Annotated in this window: 15 protein-coding genes; 9 read left to right on the top strand and 6 right to left on the bottom strand. The window is 65.3% G+C overall.

What is annotated here, in order from left to right; genetic code table 11:
• The first annotated feature begins 117 nt into the window (after positions 1-117).
• Genes MYCSP_RS20525 through MYCSP_RS20515 form a run of 3 tightly spaced genes read left to right on the top strand, consistent with a single transcriptional unit; the run spans position 118 to position 4,352 of the window.
• A complete protein-coding gene (locus MYCSP_RS20525; RefSeq protein WP_083019835.1) occupies positions 118-1,398 on the top strand; it encodes a S1C family serine protease in 1,281 nt (426 codons plus the stop codon).
• A gap of 43 nt (positions 1,399-1,441) precedes the next feature.
• Positions 1,442-4,048 carry a LuxR C-terminal-related transcriptional regulator gene (locus MYCSP_RS20520; RefSeq protein WP_088414944.1) on the top strand — a complete coding sequence of 869 codons (2,607 nt, stop codon included), beginning with the start codon at positions 1,442-1,444 and terminating at the stop codon, positions 4,046-4,048.
• A 31-nt stretch (positions 4,049-4,079) separates the two neighbouring features.
• Positions 4,080-4,352: a DUF2218 domain-containing protein gene (locus MYCSP_RS20515; protein WP_070911934.1), complete on the top strand. Its 273-nt coding sequence runs from the start codon at positions 4,080-4,082 to the stop codon at positions 4,350-4,352.
• Between the two features lie 514 nt (positions 4,353-4,866).
• On the opposite strand, the gene MYCSP_RS20510 is transcribed toward MYCSP_RS20515, so the two are convergent.
• The 5 genes from MYCSP_RS20510 to MYCSP_RS20490 all read right to left on the bottom strand — a co-directional run bounded on the left by MYCSP_RS20510 (position 4,867) and on the right by MYCSP_RS20490 (position 12,001).
• On the bottom strand, positions 4,867-7,374 hold the full coding sequence (locus MYCSP_RS20510; protein ID WP_088414942.1) for an arylsulfatase: 2,508 nt from the start codon (positions 7,372-7,374) through the stop codon (positions 4,867-4,869).
• A gap of 254 nt (positions 7,375-7,628) precedes the next feature.
• The gene (locus MYCSP_RS20505; RefSeq protein WP_070911936.1) at positions 7,629-8,432 is read right to left on the bottom strand and encodes a transglutaminase-like domain-containing protein; all 804 of its coding nucleotides are present in this window, start codon (positions 8,430-8,432) and stop codon (positions 7,629-7,631) included.
• A 175-nt stretch (positions 8,433-8,607) separates the two neighbouring features.
• Positions 8,608-9,495: a formylglycine-generating enzyme family protein gene (locus MYCSP_RS20500; RefSeq protein ID WP_088414940.1), complete on the bottom strand. Its 888-nt coding sequence runs from the start codon at positions 9,493-9,495 to the stop codon at positions 8,608-8,610.
• A 49-nt stretch (positions 9,496-9,544) separates the two neighbouring features.
• On the bottom strand, positions 9,545-10,588 hold the full coding sequence (locus MYCSP_RS20495) for an amidohydrolase family protein (RefSeq protein ID WP_235629502.1): 1,044 nt from the start codon (positions 10,586-10,588) through the stop codon (positions 9,545-9,547).
• A gap of 51 nt (positions 10,589-10,639) precedes the next feature.
• A complete protein-coding gene (locus tag MYCSP_RS20490) occupies positions 10,640-12,001 on the bottom strand; it encodes a DoxX family protein (protein ID WP_235629501.1) in 1,362 nt (453 codons plus the stop codon).
• Between the two features lie 140 nt (positions 12,002-12,141).
• Here MYCSP_RS20490 and MYCSP_RS20485 point away from each other — a divergent pair, with 140 nt between their 5' ends.
• A complete protein-coding gene (locus MYCSP_RS20485; RefSeq protein ID WP_070911940.1) occupies positions 12,142-12,555 on the top strand; it encodes an MmpS family transport accessory protein in 414 nt (137 codons plus the stop codon).
• Here the strand turns inward: MYCSP_RS20485 and MYCSP_RS20480 are convergent.
• Positions 12,545-13,444, bottom strand: a complete 900-nt coding sequence (locus tag MYCSP_RS20480; RefSeq protein WP_070911941.1) for an alpha/beta fold hydrolase — start codon at positions 13,442-13,444, stop codon at positions 12,545-12,547. The two genes, MYCSP_RS20485 and MYCSP_RS20480, sit on opposite strands and share 11 nt — an antisense overlap.
• A gap of 23 nt (positions 13,445-13,467) precedes the next feature.
• On the opposite strand from MYCSP_RS20480, the gene MYCSP_RS20475 reads away from it, so the two are divergent.
• The 5 genes from MYCSP_RS20475 (at position 13,468) to MYCSP_RS20455 (ending at position 18,866) form a co-directional block, all read left to right on the top strand.
• Complete coding sequence (locus MYCSP_RS20475; protein ID WP_083019807.1) at positions 13,468-14,178, top strand: L,D-transpeptidase family protein; 711 nt, start codon at positions 13,468-13,470, stop codon at positions 14,176-14,178.
• Positions 14,179-14,221: 43 nt separating this feature from the next.
• Positions 14,222-14,887, top strand: coding sequence for a L,D-transpeptidase family protein (locus tag MYCSP_RS20470; protein ID WP_088415692.1), 666 nt, complete (start codon positions 14,222-14,224; stop codon positions 14,885-14,887).
• Positions 14,888-14,964: 77 nt separating this feature from the next.
• Positions 14,965-15,534, top strand: coding sequence for a dCTP deaminase (dcd, locus tag MYCSP_RS20465; RefSeq protein ID WP_043080407.1), 570 nt, complete (start codon positions 14,965-14,967; stop codon positions 15,532-15,534).
• A gap of 116 nt (positions 15,535-15,650) precedes the next feature.
• Positions 15,651-17,393 (top strand): DUF7159 family protein, encoded by a 1,743-nt coding sequence (locus tag MYCSP_RS20460; protein ID WP_083019805.1) that lies wholly within the window; start codon positions 15,651-15,653, stop codon positions 17,391-17,393.
• A 132-nt stretch (positions 17,394-17,525) separates the two neighbouring features.
• Entirely contained in the window at positions 17,526-18,866 is a 1,341-nt protein-coding gene (locus MYCSP_RS20455; RefSeq protein ID WP_070911944.1) for a UDP-glucose dehydrogenase family protein, read from the top strand.
• Positions 18,867-18,877: the final 11 nt, after the last annotated feature.

Raw genomic sequence — 18,877 nt, 5'->3', positions numbered from 1 at the left:
CAAGTGCACGGTTTGTCCCCCGATACCCGGACACGCTACGCGTACGGAGAGACCTTCCCGAACCGAGCCGCATTGGCTCCGAACCCGGCGGGCAAGAAGCGCCTTCGCGTTCTGGGGATGGCCTGCGGTGCGGTCGCGGTGGCGGTAGTGGCCAGCACCGCCACGGCGGCCGTCGTGGTGAACCATTCCACACACGCGGCCCCGGCCGCCCAGGTATCCGGCCCGGGTGCTAGCGAAAAGCCTTCATTGCCAGCAGGTTCCATTCTCGGTAAGCCCGGCAGCGCGGCCCCGGCGGGCTCGGTCGAACAGGTGTCGGCCAAGGTGCTGCCCAGCGTGGTGCAACTGCAAATTCGAAGCGGACAGCAGCAGGAAGAGGGCTCGGGCGTCGTGCTGAGCGCCGACGGATTGATTCTGACCAACAATCACGTCGTGGCGGGGATGAGTAGCGCGGGTGACTCGAGCCCCTTGCGCGGCAACACCGCACCCCGCGGTCCGCTCACCAATCTTCCGCCGGGCATCCTGCCCGGGGAGCAGCTGCCCGGCGGCTACCGCGACGGCCGCGACGGCCAGGAACTGGATGGCTCCGACGGGCGCACCACCCGGCCGTCCGCCCGGGGCGGTGACGGAGTCAAGGCGACGGTGACACTGGCGGACGGCCGCTCGGTGCCCTTCACCATTGTCGGTACCGACCCCGATGACGACATCGCAGTGGTCCGAGCCCAGGGCGTCTCCGACCTCACGCCCATCACCATCGGTTCGTCGAAAGACCTGAAGGTAGGACAGAACGTCGTCGCCATCGGGTCGCCCCTGGGCCTGCAGGGCACGGTGACAACGGGCATCATCAGCGCACTCGGTCGCCCAGTCAGTACCGGCGATGAGCAGAGCGGCCAGCATTCGGTGATGAGTGCCATCCAAACGGACGCGGCCATCAACCCCGGCAACTCCGGCGGTGCGCTCGTCGACATGAACGGCGCCCTCATCGGTGTGAACTCGGCCATAGCCTCGCTGTCCAGCGGTCAGGATTCGCAAGGGGGCGGGCAGGCCGGATCGATTGGACTGGGCTTCGCCATCCCGGTGGATCAGGCCAAGCGCATCGCCGATGAGTTGGTGTCGACCGGCACGGTGCGGCATGCCTCGTTGGGCGTACAACTGGGATCCGGTGAGGACACCCAGGGCGCGGTGGTCGCAGGAGTTGTGCGCGGCAGCGCGGCGGCCACGGCCGGCCTGCCCAAGGGCGCGGTGATCACCAAGGTCGACAACCAGGTCATCGACGGCCCTGAGGCGCTGGTGGCCGCGGTTCGCTCCAAGGCTCCCGGCGACAACGTGACGCTCACCTACAACGACCCGTCAGGAGCGTCGCGCACGGTCCAGGTCACCCTGGATCAGTTGGAAACCTAAGACCGGCTAACTCGGCGGCGGTGGCTCCGGGGACAATGAATGGATGTCCCACCACGACGATCTACCCACGGGCGCCAAGCCCACGGGGTCGACGTCCTGGAGCCCCGCGCCGTGGTTTCTGGCTACGCCGCCGACCGCCAACCCCGAGATGGTCGAGCGGGTGGGCGTTCACCGCATTCTCGACGAGCAGGTGCAACGCTCACGCGCCGTTGTGGTGGTGGCACCGTCGGGTTTCGGCAAGACGGTGGCCGTTGGCCAGTGGGCGGCCGCGCGCAGACGGCTGGCGCCTGGTTCCGCGGGCTGGCTGACCGTCACCGAGCAGGCAGCGGATTGCGCGGAGTTGGTCCGCGGCATCGTGACCGCGCTGCGACGCGCGGTGGCCGATCGCGGCGACGTTCGAGCTCATCAGGCTCTCACCACCGCGCTCGAGCTGCCCACTACGGGGCTGGTGCTGGCAGCTTTGTCCGGTATCGAAATACCTTGGGAAATAGCGGTAGTCGTCGACGATTTCCAGAAGGCCGCCATCGTCATGCAGGCCCCGGAGTTCGTCGATTTCATCGAGCATGGGCCGGGCTGGCTGCGACTGGTCCTGGTGACAACGCAGGCTCCGGAATCGCTTCTCACCCGGCTGCGGGTACATGGCCACGTGGCGGTGCTCTCCTCCGGTGAACTGGCCTTCTCTGTCGAGGATGTGAGTGCGGCCGCAAGTCGTGCGGGGCAGGATCTTTCGCCCGAGCACGCCGATCGGATCGTGAAGCGTACCGGTGGCTGGCCCGCCGCGGTGCGGGTGATGTTGTTGGGCGGTGAAACACCCAGCGCCCTAGACGATGTCGACCTGACGTCGTACATACGCACCGCAGTCCTGGGCAGGTTACGCCCGGAGCTGGCGGATTTCGTCCTCGCCGCGACGGTGTGTACCCGGGTGGACGAAGCGCTGGCGGCCGCTCTCTCCGACCGTCCGGATGCGGCACGCCTACTTGCCGAATGTGCGGTTTCCGGGCTATTCATCGAGCGCTTCGGTTCAGGTGAAGCTGTTGTTTATCAATGGCATTCGATGTTTGTACGCGGGTGCCACGAGATACTGAGGCAGTCGGACCTTTCGCGGTGGCAGGCGCTGAATGCGTTGGCGGCGCGTGAGCTGCGTGACCGTTATCCGTTGGACGCCGTCGAACATGCCATCCGTGGGTCAGAGCCACAGCTCGCCGTGGCGACCATTGCCGATCATTGGCTCGAGCTGCTGCTGGATGCCCGATCGGCGGCGCTGGAGAGCGCGTGCATCACCGTGGCCGAGACATTCGGCGAGACCGCGGAGATCGCGATGGTGCGTTCCTGCTGCCGGGAGATCGCGGGAGATCGCCTTGGCGCACAGTTACATTTCGATCGTGCGCAGACGCTGGTGCATGACACCACGGAGTCACGCCGCCTGCGATTCATCGGCGACCTGACCCGCATCTTGATCTCGGATGATCACGGCACGATGGCCACTGCGGTTGACGTCGTGTCGGCGACCCTTGCCGATCAGTCTCTGGTCCCTGCGCGTGTCTATGCGTGCGCTCTGTTCCTGTCGGGTTGGGCGGAAACCCGATTGCGCCGCGACGTTGACCGCTCGATGCGGCTGTTGGAGTCGGCAGTGCAGGAATGCCTGGCGCTGGGGCTCTTGGCGGTCGGGGAGAGGGCCGCCGAAAGCCTGGCGTTCGCCTACGCGCACGCCGGCCAGTTCGGCCGGGCCGCGCAGGCACTCAGGGCGACAGCCACGCCATGGTTGTCTCATGAAGGTGGCGGAATCGCTTATTTCACCATGGGATTCGTTCATCTCTGGCGTGGCGAGTTGTCGGAGGCGGTAGAGGACTTCAATGTGGTGGATGCGACTGTGGGATCCGGCTACCCCGATATCGGTCGCATGATGCTGGTCTTCAGCGCGGCAGCACAGGGGAACAGGGGAGTGAATCTGTCTCTGCCGGTGCTTGAATCGGTCGCCGCGAGAATCGGTGAGGACGACAATCGGGCGGTTCCGATAGGGAGCTTTCGCGTGGCTGCGCTTGCCAGAATCGCCGAACTGCACGGCAGATCGGATGCGGCGCTGGCCCTTGCCCGGACGCTGGTCGACGTGAGACCGCTGCCCGTGGCCTCGGCGATGGTCTCGGGTATCTGCCGCAGGCTGGGCGATGCGGATATGGCCCGAGCATTGACCGACAACGCCGACGAGGTGTCGTCTGCTCCTTACACCCGCACCTACACGGCGCTGACTCGTGCGCTGCTGGCATGGGAGGGCGATGACCAGACACAGGCACATCGGCTGTTGGAGGAATCGTTGGCGGCGGCCGCCCCGGAATCGGTGCTGTACCCGTTCATGGACAACGCCGACGAGACCTGCCGTGGACTACTGGGTGCGCACAGCTCCAGGACGGCCTACCCGGAGTTCTTGGCCGAATGCCTCGTCGCATGCGAGACGGTGCAGCCGGAGGCCATCGAAGCACTGACCGCCCGCGAGCGAGAGGTGTTGGCGTACATGAGAACGCCGATGACCGCGGCCGAGATCGCGGCGAAGCTGTCGGTCTCCGTCAACACCCTCAAGACCCATCAGCGGGCGATTTATCGGAAGCTGCAGGTGTCGAACCGTCGCGAGGCAATCGGCCTGGGCATGCAATGACCGATTTCGGAAAACCTGGAAGAATTAGGTCATGACCTCGGTTCACGGCACCATCCCGACCGACCGCCCCGAACGGTATGCCAAGCAACTCGCTCAGCATTGGGCCGCGAAGAGCACGGTGAGCGAGCTCGAAGGCGGTGCGGTGAGAATCGAGATCAGCCCCGACGCCGTGACGGTGCTACGGCCCCAACCCGGGGTATTGCACGTCGAGGCCAGCACCGCCGAGTTCGGCGATGTCGTCAAGCGGCACCTTGAGCGGTTCGGTACCCGCGATGAACTCACGTTGACGTGGGCGGCGGATTAGACTCGCGCTCAGGCTGTCTGGTTGATTCCTTTCCTCGTACTTCACTCGATGACGTGTCGAAGCCGGCGGGACCTCTTGTATCTTTTCGCCGACACCGCGGCCGGCGTTCGACCGAGTATTGCGGCGGCTTCGGTGACCGTTAGTGAATGATCCCGAGCGATGGCCGTTTCCTCTGATGTCCAAGGTATTCGGGTCCTGCCTTGGTATGAGGGAGGAACGTTGTTGTGCGCAGCCCACTGGCGGTCGGCCTCGTCATTGACTTCCTGCCATCGCGTCTTCTCCGCTTTGGTGATCCCACGCATACGCGCCGACTCGGCGTCGCGGCATTCTGTACACCGACAACCTTCCTGATACCCCGTCAAGCCATGCGTCATTTCTGATCCTTTGCGTATGTCTTGGGATACGGGGTGCAGGCCCGCGTACGGCGCAGACGGACATGGGCCACCGGACTCGGACGGGCCAGCTTCCCGATGGCCGGCCCGAGCCCAGTGGTTTCCCACCCCTGCGCGTGAGCTCAGTCCCGGGCGAACGCTGCCTGGGCCTCCTGCTCAAGGTCGATGAAGGTCTCCTCGCTGACATCGACTGCAACACCCAAGATGTTGCCCCCCGTGAAGGTGCCGGGATTCGTGTACAGCTGAGAGACGTTGTCGCCGCTGTCATACCCGACACACAGACCGTCGCCAGCCAGGGTGAACTTGCCGGTCTGGGCGCGCATCGGGCCGTTGGCCACGGCCTTGCCATCAACATAAAGGGTTGTGGTGCCCAATGATTCGGCAAACTCGCCCTTCTTCTGCCAGACAAACTCCATGCCCAACGTGCGCCTACCGGGGGCCAGAGGCGGCGAGGCGAAGACCTGCTCGGGTTTGAGGCCCAGGAAGTTGTAGACATAGTGCAGCTTGCCGTCCTTGATGAACAGCGAATGCCCGCCGAAGCGTGAGCCGTGCGCGAAGATGACGCCTTGCGCATCCGGTGCGGTCTCCACGTCCGCGATGATCTTGTAGGAGCGGCCACGAATATTGACCGCCACCCCTTCGGGTACCGGCGCCGCGCCCGGGTAGTAGACGTAGCGGTTGCGCTTCGGTTCGGCCTGCGGGCGCTCCGTCAGGAACATCTCGGTAGCCGTCCGGTCGTCAAGGGGCAGAACGAAGTTCTTGTCCGCCTCGTCGAACCATGTGGCGATGAGCGCCTTGAGTTTGTCCGGGTGCTGGTCGGCCACATTCGTTGATTCCGAACGATCCTCGTCTACGTGGTACAGCTCCCACTTGTCCTGGTCGAAATGCCCCTTGCCGCTGATAGGCGCGTGCAGGGCGGCCGCCTTCCAGCCGTCCTCCCAGATTCCGCGAGTGCCGAGCATCGCGTAGTACTGGCGCTTCTTGGTGGTGGGTGCATCCGCCTTGTCGAAGCTGTATCGCATGGAGACGCCATTGACGGGGTACTGCTTGACACCGCGGTAGGTGTCGGGCATCTGCAGGCCCGCTACATCCAGGATCGTCGGCACGATGTCGGTGACGTGGTGATATTGGTGCCGCACTTCGCCCTTGGCCTTGATGCCCTTGGGCCAGTGGATGACCAAGGGGTCACAGGTTCCACCGGAGAACTGCGAGTAGCGTTTGAACATCTGGAACGGCGTGGAGAATGCGACGGCCCACCCGGTGGGGTAGTGGTTGTAGGTATCGGGGCTACCCAGCGTCTCAAGATATTTCATGTTCTCGGAGAGCTCGTCGGGGTACCCGTTGAAGAACTTGTTTTCGTTCACCGAGCCGTTCGGCGAACCTTCACCGGAGGCGCCGTTGTCCGCCGCGTACAGGACGATGGTGTTGTCCAGTTGGCCGGTCTGCTCCAGGTAGTCGACGATCCGGCCGACCTGGGCATCGGTGTATTCGGAGAACCCGGCGTACACCTCGGCCATGCGGGAGAAGAGCCGCTTCTCGTCGGCGTTGAGGGTGTTCCACGGGCGGACCTCGTCGGCTTTGTTCTCGACATCCTTGGGCATCGGGTTCAGCGGAGTCAGCTTGGTGCCCTTGGGGATGACGCCCTTCTCGACCATCCGGCCGAGCACCCATTCGCGGTATGCCTCATAGCCATCGTCGAACTTGCCCTTGTACTTTTCGGTGTACTCGGCGGGGCTGTGATGCGGTGCGTGGTTGGCGCCGGGGCAGAACCACAGATACCAGGGCTTGGACGGGTTGGTGGCCCGCTGGTCCTTGAGCATCCGAAGTGCCTTGTCGGCCAGGTCTTTCGAGAGATGATAGCCATCCTGAGGGCCATACGGCTGCTCGATGAAGGTGTTGTCCTCGACGAGGTCGGGGTACCAGTTGTTGGTCTCGCCACCCAGGAACCCGTAGAAGCGGTCGAAGCCCTTCTGCAACGGCCACTCCGACCGGCTACCGCCGCCCGCGATGTCCTCCTCGGGCACATTGTGGTTCTTGCCCACCCAGAATGTGCTGTAGCCGTTGTCCTGCAGCACCTGGCCGATGGTCGCGCATTCCGCGGGCAGACGCCCGGCGGCGCCGGGGAATCCGTTGGAGGCCTCGGTGATGGATGCCGAGCGGTTCACGTGGTGATTGCGCCCCGTCAACAGGCAGGAACGGGTCGGTGAGCACAGCGCGGTGGTGTGCCACTGCGAGTACCGCAGCCCGTTGTCGGCCAGGCGCTGCATGACCGGCATGTTGATTCGTCCGCCATAGGGTGACCATGCCGCGAGTCCGGTGTCGTCGTAGAGCACCACCAGCACGTTGGGTGCGCCCTCAGGTGCCTTCTTGAGCTCATACGGCGTCCAGTCGGCCTTCGAATCGCGCACGTCGAGGGCGATCTTCCCGTGGAATTCCTCATTGGTGGGGCCGGTTCCCGGGGTACCGGCACCTGTCGTGTGATCGGTATCCTCGAACCCCTTGATGGCGGCAGTCGCGGCGGCGGCACCAACCCCGGCGGCCGCAATACCGCCCAGAATTGAACGCCGAGATAACTTTCCGCGTTTCTCGTCGTGATCAGCGGCGGTGCCGTCGCCCTTATCGGTGTCCATGAGAAAAAGTCCTCTCGAATTGAGAAATCTGAAGGGAATGGAATCGAGGCCTGCGCGGGCACGTAGAGCCCGCAACGCCACTGCCCGCGCTATTGATCAGTGCTTCACAGTGTTCTCGCTGTAAACCGGAAGCGAAAGGTAATCGCGAAGAAGGGCGTGAAGATGTGAATAGACATGCTCACACCGACGCTAGAGAAGGCGCCGTCAGCGAGCATCACCCTTTTCGGGTGATCTTTTGACTCGAACCCGGGGTGTCAGCGGATCGAGACGAGTTGGTCGACACTGTCCTCGGGTAGCTCACCATCGACGACGGCACTGATGATCGACTCGTTCAACACGATCTGCCCGCCGTGGTTATCGAGGAATGCGGTGTCGGCAGCATCGCGTCCGGTGGTGATGCGCACCATGGTTTGTCTGGGTGCCAGGCAGGTCGCGTCCACCACGCGCCATTGGTTGTCGACGACGGCCTCGGCCACTGCATGGAAGTCCATGGGATCGCAGCCGGGCGCATATACCGCGACAAGTCGTGCCGGCACCTTCACGGCTCGAAGCAGCGCCACCACCAGGTGTGCGTAGTCGCGGCAGACGCCTTTAGCCGCCAGTAACGTGTCGACGGCACCATCGATCGGATCACTGGAGCCCGGTGAGTACGTCAGACGCGAACCGACCCAGGACGAGACCTTTTCGAGAAGCACTCGGGGTTCGGTGTGTTCACCGAATTCGGTTTCTGCGAAGCCGTAGAACTTGTCGGCCTCGGCGTATCGGCTCGGGCGCAGGTATGTCGACAGGTCGGCCTCGTCGACAGGGACTTCGTCGGCTTGACCGAGAATTGTCGCCGTGTAGCAGACCTTGAGGTTGCCCTCGCCGACGTCGAGCCGGTGGATGCGGTTGCCGTGCTCACCCGCGATCTCCCGGGCCGCGACCTGCTGTCCGTTCAACACCAATGACAGGCTTTCGGTCACCTGGGCACCGGATAGCGGTGCGACGGCGACCTGGAACTCCAGCGTCGACGCCGCGAGGACGTCCACGTCGAGCTGGGCTCGAACCTCACGTTTCATATCGATACTCCCGCAAGTCAATACGATGCAATGCGATCCGCTGGCGCGTAAGGCACGGTCGCGACAGCCATGGCCTGGTCACCGCGAGCCCGCCCACACGGTCGGAGGGATAAGTCTGACATCGGAACCGATCGTCCGCCCGTTATGTAGAGCTTTGCGTGCACGCACCGGCCTGCTACGGCAGCTTGCCCACACAGCGGAATCCGATATGTGTGGTTGCGCTGTCCTGCGATTGTGGTGACCGTGCCGCCGGCCGGTAGCGGTGACAGTACTCGGGCGCGCACAGATGCGAGCCGCCCTTGAGGGCCTGGATCACCGACGGATCCGGGTTATCGGAGGGGCTACAGCACGACTTGGCGGATTGCACGCCGCGCTCGAATCGTGTCGACGTCCATTCCCACACATTGCCGATCATGTCGACGAGGCCAAACCCGTTGGGCGGGAAAGTGCCGACGGGTGAGGTGCCCACCCAGCCCAGCGCGCCGTCGTTGCGGTACGGGAATCGGCCTTGCCAGGTGTTGGCCATCAATTGGCCGTCAGGAGCCACCTCGTCGCCCCATGCGTAGACCGTATCGGTGCCGCCGCGTGCGGCGTACTCCCACTCGGCTTCGGTGGGGAGCCGCCTGCCCGCCCAGCGCGCATAGGCCGCAGCGTCGGTGTATGCGACCTGTACAACGGGATGATCTGCGGCGCCGGTGATGTCACTGTCCGGGCCGAACGGCCGGCGCCAATAGGCGCCCGGGACCCAGTCCCACCATTGCTGCCAATCATGGAGATTGACGGGGCCCTCCGTCGGACGGAACGTCATCGCGCCGGGCACGAGATCATCCGGAGACGCACCCGGATACAGGGCGGGGTCGGGCGCCCGTTCCGCGACGGTTACGTACCCGGTCTGCTCGACGAACTCCGCGAACTGCGCGTTGGTCACCGGATGGCGTTCGATGGCGAAGGTGCTCGCGGAAAGAACGCGCTCGGGCCGCTCTTCGGGGTAGAAGGTGTTGCAGCCCATGGTAAATGGCCCACCTGGCAGTTCCACCAGCTCGGTCAGAGTCACCGCCGCCATCTCCGTCTTCTTCAGTTCGGCTATGCGGCGAGTATTGCACCGCCCCCGATCAGGCGGCCACCCGATACACCCGGCGCGCGTTCTCGCGCAGCAGACGGTCCTCGTCGAAACGGTCGCCGAGCACCTGGCGCAGAATCCAAATGCTGTCCGCCAGCGAGACGTTCGGCTTGTCGATGGGGAAGTTCGACGACCAGAAGGTCCGGTCCGTGCCGAACTCGCGGTCCAGATGGGTGATGAGCGGTGCGACGGCGTCCCGAAGCTGCTCGCGCGGCATGGGGTCGGCTCCCAACACCGGCATGCCGATTCCCGAGTGCTTGGCGACCACGTTGGGTAGCGCGGCGAGCGCGGAAATGTCGTCCCGCCACCGTTGCAGGATTTCTCTGCGCTCCGATTCGCTGCCACCCGTGTGCTTGCCGCGGGGGCCGAGCACTCCGACGGGCGTCGCGTAATGATCCAGCACGATGGTGGTTTCGGGATATTCGCGCGCCAGTTGCTGTACGTCGGGAAGTTGGTGTGCGTACACCCACGCATCGAAGCTGAGTCTGCGTTCCGCGACGGCCGAGAAGCCGCGCAGAAAGGTCGGTTGGGCGAGCCAATGCGCTTGCGGTGCCCAGTTCATGACGCCGGGGTCGTCGCTGTGCGCACCCATGCACCTGATGCCGTGTACCAGTGGGTTCGCGCGCAGGTGTGCGTCGAGCAGGTCGGCGATCTCCGCGGTGGAGGGGTCGGCATAAGCCACGATGGCGCCCAAGGTGGGTGCGGCGTTCTGGCCGAATGGCAGCGAACTCAACCACTGCGTCTCGCCGACCGGACCCAAGGGCCCTTTGCCGTGCCAGCCGGCTTCGACGTGAACGATCGTGGTCACATGCGCGCGTTCGCCGTCTTCGTGGTAGTCGGCGGGCAGATATGGCCTCAAGAGATACTGCGGGTCGCCGACGAACTCCCTGGTGGCACTGGGGAAGACCTTCAGGAGGACCGGCCGCAGGAACGGTGCGCGCCGGATGGCCTTCGCCGGGCCGGACGTCACCCGCGGCGTGGTGAACGGATTCCACTGGTGTATGTGCGCATCGATCACCGCAACTGTGTCGCTCACCGTCTCATCTTGTGGAGTCGAGCCCCGCGGCGTCCGGGGATTCGGTAAAAGTCACCGGTTGTAGGGCGCCTCTTGTACCCAGTTGAAACCGCGTTCGACGAGAGGGAACGAGGCGGGGTCCATCCGGGTCACACGCAGATGGATCTCGTGCCCCGCGTAGTCGTCGCCGTCGACGATCATCTGATTCGGTTGCCCGGGCCACCAATAGGTCAGTCTGATCCGGGTCGGGGTCTCCTTGTAGGTGCCCAGCTCGATCCGGTGGCTCAGGTCGATGAAGTGCTTCCGCGGGTCAATCGTGCCGCCGTACAGCTCGAACGAATCGTCCATGCGCTGCACGGTCACCATCACCGGCGCCGACACATGGAATGACCGGTCGAAAATGACTCTGCGCCAACGGATTTTGTCCGTCAACAGCGGATCGCGGGGGTATCCCTCGGCAGAGAACGTCTCCACCTGCCAGATGCCGTACAAGTTGGGAGTGGGCCGGGTGAACTGCTGCCAACCCTGCGCGCTGAAGGCCGCCAGCACGGCCACGCCCACCACCACCTGGGCGGCCAGCGCGATCCGGTTGGCTTTTCGCCCGGTGAACAGTGACGTCGTCGTGGCCGCCGGAACCGCACGATCGGTGAAGAACGCCGTCAGTAGTCGTCGCGCATAGGGCGCCAGCAGAAACAGACTCAACAACAGCAACTGGGAGGACACCGTCTTGAGCCGGATGTCGTAGGTCATGTTGAGCAGGAAGACCTGCGTCAGATCGACCACGCACACCACGAGGCCGGCGGGTGTGGTGCGGGGCAGCAGTAGAAGCAGACCGCCGAGCACCTCGGCCAGGCCGAGCAGAATCTGATACGGCTGCGAGACACCCACCTGTGCCCACAGCACGCCTGCGGGGCTGAAATTTCCGTACGGCTCGACAAGCCGGTTCAGTACGAAGGGCATCTGCGTGGGGATCACCTTCGCCATCCCGAAATAGAACATGGCCGTGGCGAGCACCAGCCGCAGGATCGTCCACACCCAGGCCTGCAGGCGGTCGTAGCGCGGCCGGCGGTGATCGAGCACCGTCCAGATCGCCGTTGCCAGGGCGGCCAGGACGGCGATGCAGAACAGTGCCGTCCACTGGAAGGCGCTGTCGCTGCCCACCTGAGTGCTCTGCACGGTCAGCCCCAGGTGTTCGCCAATCCAGGCGACGGGTCCGCGGAGTCCGTGGAACATTCGGCGCAGAACCGACCACGGCCCGTCGATGCCGAGACCCTTCAGCACCACCGGGACGAGGCCGAGCACCACGGCAAGTCCGAAGATGCCGAAATAGCAGGTCCCGAAGCGAAAAGCGACCATGTTCCCCGTGCCCCAGGCGGGCCGGATCGGGCCCTCGTGATCCGCACCGTGTTCTTCGGCGCCCCCCGCGCTGTTCATCACCCCATGGTCCGGGTAGAGCGCAGTTTGCTCAAGTACCCGGGCCGAAGTGCTCGCCGTCCCGGCCTCAGCTCAGGCTCAGCCGATCCCTGTAGCCTGCCTAACGATCTGTAAACCTGACTGACATCCCGAGGTGTTTCATGACCGTCCGCCAACTACTCGCCGCCTCTGCCGCGGCCTCAGCTTTCGCGCTCAGCTTCCCGGCCGCAGCGCACGCGGACGACAAGACGGTGACCTACGAGGTTGTTTCCTCCACCGCCACCACGGCCAACGTCCAGTACTGGGACGGTACCGAGATGCAGCCCGCCGATGGGGTGACGCTGCCGTGGAAGGTGGACGCGACCGTCGGTGATCTGTCCCGTGGCGCCAAGACGCCCAACCATGCCGAGATCAAGGCCGACTGGCGTTCCACCGCGACGCCGGACGCCGCGGTGACGGTGCGCGTCTACCTGAACGACAAGGTGGTGTGTCAGAGCACCACCGGTACCGGCGAGGCCGACTGCAACTACGCCACCTTCTCGTCCTACATGGACATGGCTCCGCCTAAGTCGTAACCCGGTCGATGTGCTCGAAGAAGTGCGTGAGCACCGCCTCGGGCGCCTCGATCTGCGGCCAATGGCCGATGTTGTCGTCGAGTAGCACCACATCCGGATCGTGGATGACCTCGAGATACCGCTCGGCCATGTGCAATCCGGAGTTCGGGTCGATCGGTCCGTCGATCATGCGCATCGGGATGGCGGTTTCGCGCATGGCGCGTACCCATCGGCTCCGATTGTCGTAACGGTCATTGATGAAGCGGCCCACCTGATGGGTGACGCGGGCGCCGTCGTTGTACTCCAGCACCTGCTGAAAGAGTGACAGCAGCCGTGCCGACGGCTTGGTGTCCGGTCCGAACATCTCGCTCACGGCGGCATCCAGGATCCGGCGCGATACCGGCGTGCCCTGGAATCGGCTTACCAAGTCGCCCAACGGTGTTCGCGACATCAACGTCTGGACTATCCGTGGCCGGTAGGCCTCGATGAACAGCCCGCCGTTGAGCCACGTCACCGAATCGATGGGCATCCGGCCGCGTGATTGCTCCTCGAATTCGAAGCGCGCCAACAACTCCTGGCCCACCGAGTTCCCCAGATCATGGGTGAGCAGATGGAATCGCTCGATGCCCAGATACGACAGCAGTGCCTCGTGCATGTCGGCGTGATCGAGCACCGAGTATCCATACTGAACGGGCTTGTCGGAGAATCCCATTCCGATCATGTCCGGTGCGATGACGGTGAAGCGCTCCACCAACCTGGGCCAGATGAGGGCCCAATCCCATGAGTTGAACGGGTATCCGTGAACCAGCAGCAGCGGAGGTCCGCTGCCCTCGATGCGATAGAAGATGTCAAAACCCAGGTAATCGAAGTAGTGCCCGGCGGCTTTCCATTCTTCGAGCTCAGCGTCCATGGCCGAAATATACCGATCGGTCCGTGGCACAACCGTGTCCCAACCTTGAAGGATTCGAGAACAACATCGGCCAGGATGGATTTGTGTTCCGTCTTCTGACGCTGCTCTGTGCGGCCCTACTTGCCCTGGCGAGCTCTGTCTCCGCCGCCGCTGAGCCCTTCGTGCCCTGGTTCGCGCAGTCCGTGGGGAACGCGACGCAGGTGGTCGCGGTCAACGGCGCGGGTGGCTCCAACGCCAAAATCGACGTGTTCCAGCGCAACGGCAACGAATGGAAAGCCGTGTCCACGGGCATCCCCGCCCACGTGGGTTCCGCCGGATTCATCGACAAGGCGCGCGAAGGGGCCTCGGCTACCCCGAACGGCGTCTATTCCCTGGACTGGGCCTTTGGTACGGCGCCGCCGCCCGCCACGAGCGGTCTGCGCTACGTCCAGATCGGCGCGAACGACTGGTGGGACGGCGACGTGAACAGTCCCACCTACAACACCCATCAGCAGTGCGCCAAGGCCGCGTGCCCCTTCAACACGTCGCAGAGCGAGAACCTCCCCATCCCGCAGTACAAGCACGCCATCGTCATGGGAGTGAACAAGGAGAGGGTCCCCGGCGGCGGGTCGGCCTTCTTTGTCCACACCACCGACGGCGGCCCGACCGCGGGCTGCGTGTCGCTCGACGACGCGACCCTGGTCCAGCTGATCGGCTGGCTGCGCCCGGGCGCCGTCATCGCCATTAAGGGTTAGTTACTAACAGGCGCTTTCCAGGTTGGGCCAGCACCATGGATGGGTGTCCGGAATTCGTGTGCTGCCGCTGAGTCTTGCGCTGCTTGCCGCGGCGTGCGGGTCGACACCGGTGAAACCCGTGGCCGCGGTGCTCCCGGCCCCGCCGCCGCCATGGTTCGCAGACTCTGTCGGTTCCGCGCGTCAGGTCGTCTCGGTTCAGGGCACCGGTGGCACCAAGGCAGTCATCGGCAGGTGGCAACGGAACGGTGATGCCTGGGAGCCCGTCGAGCAGGGCCTATCGTCCGATGTCGGCTCGGCCGGATTCACCGATACCGCCAACGACGACAATCCGGCCACCCCGACAGGGGTATTCAGCCTGGACTACGCCTTCGGGACCGAACCGTCGGTGGCCCACGGCCTGGATTATCTGCAGGTGGACGCCGACGATTGGTGGGACGGCGATCCTGCCAGCCCCGGCTACAACACCCACCAGCGCTGCGCCGAGTCCGCCTGCTCGTTCGACACATCCCTGAGCGAGGAACTCGACGGCTACCCCCGCGCGATCGTCATGGGCGTCAACGCAACGCACAGACCCGGCGGTGGCTCGGCGTTCTTCGTGCACGCTTCCGACGGCAATCCCTCGGCCGGATGCGTGACGCTCGACGACGCCGCGCTCGTTCGGCTGATCGGCTGGCTGCAGCCGGGAGCCGTCATCGCCATCAAGGCCTAGGTCCGTCATCGCCATCAAGGCGTAGGCGCGCCCGCCCGAGCCGCTTCGTGCGGGCGGTTCATCGGTAGGCTCGTCGCGTGCTGCTGTCCGATCGCGATATCCGCGCCGAGCTTGACGCCGGGCGCCTCGGCATCGAGCCCTTCGACGCCGCCCTCATCCAGCCCTCCAGCATCGATGTGCGACTGGACAGTCTGTTCCGGGTGTTCAACAACACCCGCTACACGCATATCGACCCCAAGCAGCGTCAAGACGAGCTAACCAGTCTGGTCGAGCCCGGCGAGGGCGAGCCGTTCGTGTTGCATCCCGGCGAGTTCGTGCTCGGATCCACGTTGGAGGTCTGCTCGCTGCCCGACGATCTGGCCGGACGGCTGGAAGGAAAGTCCTCGCTCGGGCGCCTGGGACTGCTGACGCACTCCACCGCCGGTTTCATCGATCCCGGGTTCTCCGGGCACATCACGCTGGAGCTCTCGAACGTCGCCAACCTGCCCATCACCTTGTGGCCGGGCATGAAGATCGGGCAGCTGTGCCTACTGCGCCTGACGTCTCCGGCCGAGCACCCGTATGGAAGCGCCGGGGTAGGGTCGAAGTACCAGGGGCAGCGCGGTCCGACCCCGTCGCGCTCCTACCAGAACTTCATCAACCCCTAGCTGGGGTAACGGGGAAGCGCGCCCGCCCGATACACAATCGGCAATGACTCGAACTTTTTGACGGCCTTGGCGCGTTTGTTCGTGTGACCGTGTCGATATGCAGCGGAGGATCTGACGTGGACGTCGTACTTGGTGTCTCGATGACACCGACGACTGCCCGCCTGGTACTGGTCGAGGGCGCAGGTGCCGACGGCAGGATCGTCGACACCGACACCATCATCGTCTCCGACGGCGACGGCACGGCCTCCGACCAGGTGCTTTCCGCGATTGTGGGCACCCGTGACGGCATGCTCGACGGCGGCCATCACCTGGTCTCCACCGGAGTGGTGTGGAGCGATCACGCCGAGGCCGCCGCGCTGCGCGACTCCCTGGCCAGCCGCGGGATCGACGGTGTCGAGTTCTTCTCCGCGCTGCACGCCGGAGGTGCGCTGGCCAAGGCCGCGAGCAGCGTCACCGGATACGACAAGTCGGCGCTACTGGTCATCGAACCGGAGACCGCGACGCTCGCCGTGGTCGACTCTGCCGACGGATCGATCGTCGGCCTGGCCAGCGAGCCACTGGTCACCGGCGTCACTCCCGGGGTACTGGCCAACCTGGTCAACCCGCTCAAGGGGCAGGAGAACGCGCCCGACGGGGTGTTCCTGCTGGGCCTGGGCACCGACGTCTCGGACCTGACCGACCCGCTGGGCGAGGCCATCGCGCTGCCGGTGAATTCCCCGGACCAGCCCGAGCTGGCGTTGGCCCGTGGTGCCGCGCTGGCATCGGCACAGGAGCCGGATTTCGAGGCCAGCACCGCGCTGCTGGGACAGGCCTACTCGCTGGAGGGGCCCACGGGTTCGGGCTTTGTGCACCCCGACGCTGTCACGGAAGGCGCCGGCGAGTTCGGGGACGCCGAGACCGAGTTGCGTGAATTCGATGATGTCGAGGACCATCCGGTCGAACGCAAGCCGTTCCTGCTGGTGGGTGCGCCCTTGCTGCTGGTCTTCGGCATCTGCTCGATAGCGCTGGCCGTCTCACTGACGGTGACGGTGCGCTCCACGGTGGATCAGGGGCCGTCGTCGCCGGACCGCGCCGTCGTACAGAACCCGGTGCAGAACCCGCTGCCGCCCGAGGCGCCCCAACAACCAGCGCCGGCTCCCCTGGCCGAGGCCCCGGCGCCCGCCGCGCCTGCTCCCGCACCCGTGCAGCAGGTGGTGGCTCCGGCGCCTCAGCACAACCCGGTGCCGGCGGCACCCAGGCCCGCCGCGCCCGTGCCCGTTCAGCCCGCTCCGCAGGCCCCGGCGCCCGGACCGGAGGCGCCCCCGCCGCCGGCCGCTCCCGCGCCCGCGCCCGCAGAGCCTGCGCCGGTAGCGCCCCCGCCAGCCGTCGTACCGGTGCCGATCCCGTTGTTCCCCCCGGTGTGGGAACAGCCACGGCGCCAGGAAAACCCGTGGTGGGCGCCTCCGCGTAACCGCCCGACCTATGCGCCGCCCGAGTACACCCCGACCTACACACCGCCGGCCCAGACGTGGTCGCCGCCAACGCAGCAGCCACCGATCATCTCGATTCCCGGCTTGCCGCCCATCGGGGGCGGTGACTCCGACGGCGGCTCGCGGGGCGGGTCGCGCGGTGGCTCCGATGGCGGCTCTCGTGGTGGTTGGGGTGACGACGACAGTTCCCGTCGAGGTTCCGATGGCGGCTCGCGCGGTGGCTCCGACAGCGGGTCCTCGCGCGGTGGTTGGGGTGACAGCGGCAGCTCGCGCGGTGGTTCCGACAGTGGCGGCTCGCGCGGTAGTTGGGGCGGCAACGGTGGCTCGCACGGCGGCGGATCCGGCGGTGGTTCCAACTCGGGATTCCCCTGGCCGTTTGGCGGGCGTTAATCAAGGATTCACAACGCCGATGAGCGCCTGCGCGAAGAGGATTCACGCTGAGCTCTCGCCGTACACCCGGCGTTAGGACACCGATGGTGCGGCGTATCCGGGTTGCTAACCCTGGCGGCCTATATAGGCAGTATGAGATGCACCGTATTCGGAACCGGGTACCTCGGAGCCACCCATGCTGCATGCATGGCCGAGCTGGGCCACGAGGTGCTCGGAGTCGACATCGACCCAGGCAAGGTCGCCAAGCTCTCGTCGGGTGACATTCCGTTCTACGAGCCCGGGCTGCGAAAGATATTGCAGAGCAACATCGCATCCGGGCGCCTGCGCTTCACCACCAGCTATGCCGAGGCCGCCGAATTCGCCGACGTGCACTTCCTGGGCGTCGGAACGCCGCAGAAGAAGGGCGAATACGGGGCGGATCTGCGCCATGTCCACTCGGTGATCGACACCCTGGTCCCGCTGCTCTCACGGTCCGCGGTGATCATCGGCAAGTCCACCGTTCCGGTAGGTACCGCACGTGAACTGGGCCAGCGGGCAGCGGGATTCGCGGGCGAGGGCGTCGACGTCGAGGTGGCCTGGAACCCCGAGTTCCTGCGTGAAGGCTATGCAGTCAAGGACACCCTGCACCCGGACCGCATCGTGCTCGGTGTGCAGCAGGATTCCGACCGTGCCGAGAAGCTGGTGCGCGAACTGTACGGGCCGATCCTCGACGAAGAGGTTCCCTTTCTGGTCACCGACCTGGAAACCGCTGAGCTGGTCAAGGTTTCGGCCAACGCCTTCCTGGCGACCAAGATCTCCTTCATCAACGCCATCTCCGAGGTGTGCGAGGCGGTGGGTGCCGACGTGACCACGCTGGCCGATGCACTGGGCTACGACCCGCGCATCGGGCGGCGGTTCCTCAACGCGGGCTTGGGATTCGGTGGGGGATGCCTGCCCAAGGACATCCGGGCGTTCATGGCGCGCGCGGGCGAGCTGGGAGCCAGCCATGCCCTGACCTTCCTGCGCGAGGTGGACAGCATCAACATGCGGCGGCGCACCCGGATGGTCGAGCTTGCCACCAAGGCATGCGGCGGATCGCTGCTCGGCGCCAACGTGGCGGTGCTGGGCGCCGCGTTCAAGCCGGAGTCCGATGACGTCCGAGACTCACCGGCGCTCAACGTCGCCGGCCTGCTGCAGCTCAACGGCGCGGCCGTCAACGTCTACGACCCCAAGGCCCTGGAGAATTCACGCCGGCTGTTCCCGACACTGAACTACGCCACCTCGGTGCTGGAGGCCGCCGATCGTGCCGATGCCGTGCTGCTGCTCACCGAATGGCAGGAGTTCGTCGACTTCGATCCCGACGAGCTGGCCAAGGTAGTGCGCACCAAAGTCATTGTGGACGGTCGCAATTGCCTCGACGCCGCCAAGTGGGTCAACGCTGGATGGCGTGTGTTCTGCCTGGGCAAGCGCGTGGAAGAGCTGACTCACGCCTGACCCTCTGGGGC

It is taken from the genome of Mycobacteroides saopaulense, assembly GCF_001456355.1.
In the GTDB taxonomy this organism is placed as follows: Bacteria; Actinomycetota; Actinomycetes; order Mycobacteriales; family Mycobacteriaceae; genus Mycobacterium; species Mycobacterium saopaulense.
Note: the sequence above shows the minus strand (reverse complement) of the source record. Positions and strands in the feature narration are given on the sequence as shown.

What these genes read in the sequence shown, in the direction of transcription:
- MYCSP_RS20505 (WP_070911936.1), bottom strand. Translation starts at nt 8,432, where the DNA reads ATGAAACGTGAGGTTCGAGCCCAGCTCGACGTGGACGTCCTCGCGGCG.
- MYCSP_RS20500 (WP_088414940.1), bottom strand. Translation starts at nt 9,495, where the DNA reads ATGGCGGCGGTGACTCTGACCGAGCTGGTGGAACTGCCAGGTGGGCCA.
- MYCSP_RS20480 (WP_070911941.1), bottom strand. Translation starts at nt 13,444, where the DNA reads ATGGACGCTGAGCTCGAAGAATGGAAAGCCGCCGGGCACTACTTCGAT.
- MYCSP_RS20525 (WP_083019835.1), top strand. Translation starts at nt 118, where the DNA reads ATGGCCTGCGGTGCGGTCGCGGTGGCGGTAGTGGCCAGCACCGCCACG.
- MYCSP_RS20455 (WP_070911944.1), top strand. Translation starts at nt 17,526, where the DNA reads ATGAGATGCACCGTATTCGGAACCGGGTACCTCGGAGCCACCCATGCT.
- MYCSP_RS20485 (WP_070911940.1), top strand. Translation starts at nt 12,142, where the DNA reads ATGACCGTCCGCCAACTACTCGCCGCCTCTGCCGCGGCCTCAGCTTTC.
- MYCSP_RS20520 (WP_088414944.1), top strand. Translation starts at nt 1,442, where the DNA reads ATGTCCCACCACGACGATCTACCCACGGGCGCCAAGCCCACGGGGTCG.
- MYCSP_RS20510 (WP_088414942.1), bottom strand. Translation starts at nt 7,374, where the DNA reads ATGGACACCGATAAGGGCGACGGCACCGCCGCTGATCACGACGAGAAA.
- MYCSP_RS20515 (WP_070911934.1), top strand. Translation starts at nt 4,080, where the DNA reads ATGACCTCGGTTCACGGCACCATCCCGACCGACCGCCCCGAACGGTAT.
- MYCSP_RS20490 (WP_235629501.1), bottom strand. Translation starts at nt 12,001, where the DNA reads ATGAACAGCGCGGGGGGCGCCGAAGAACACGGTGCGGATCACGAGGGC.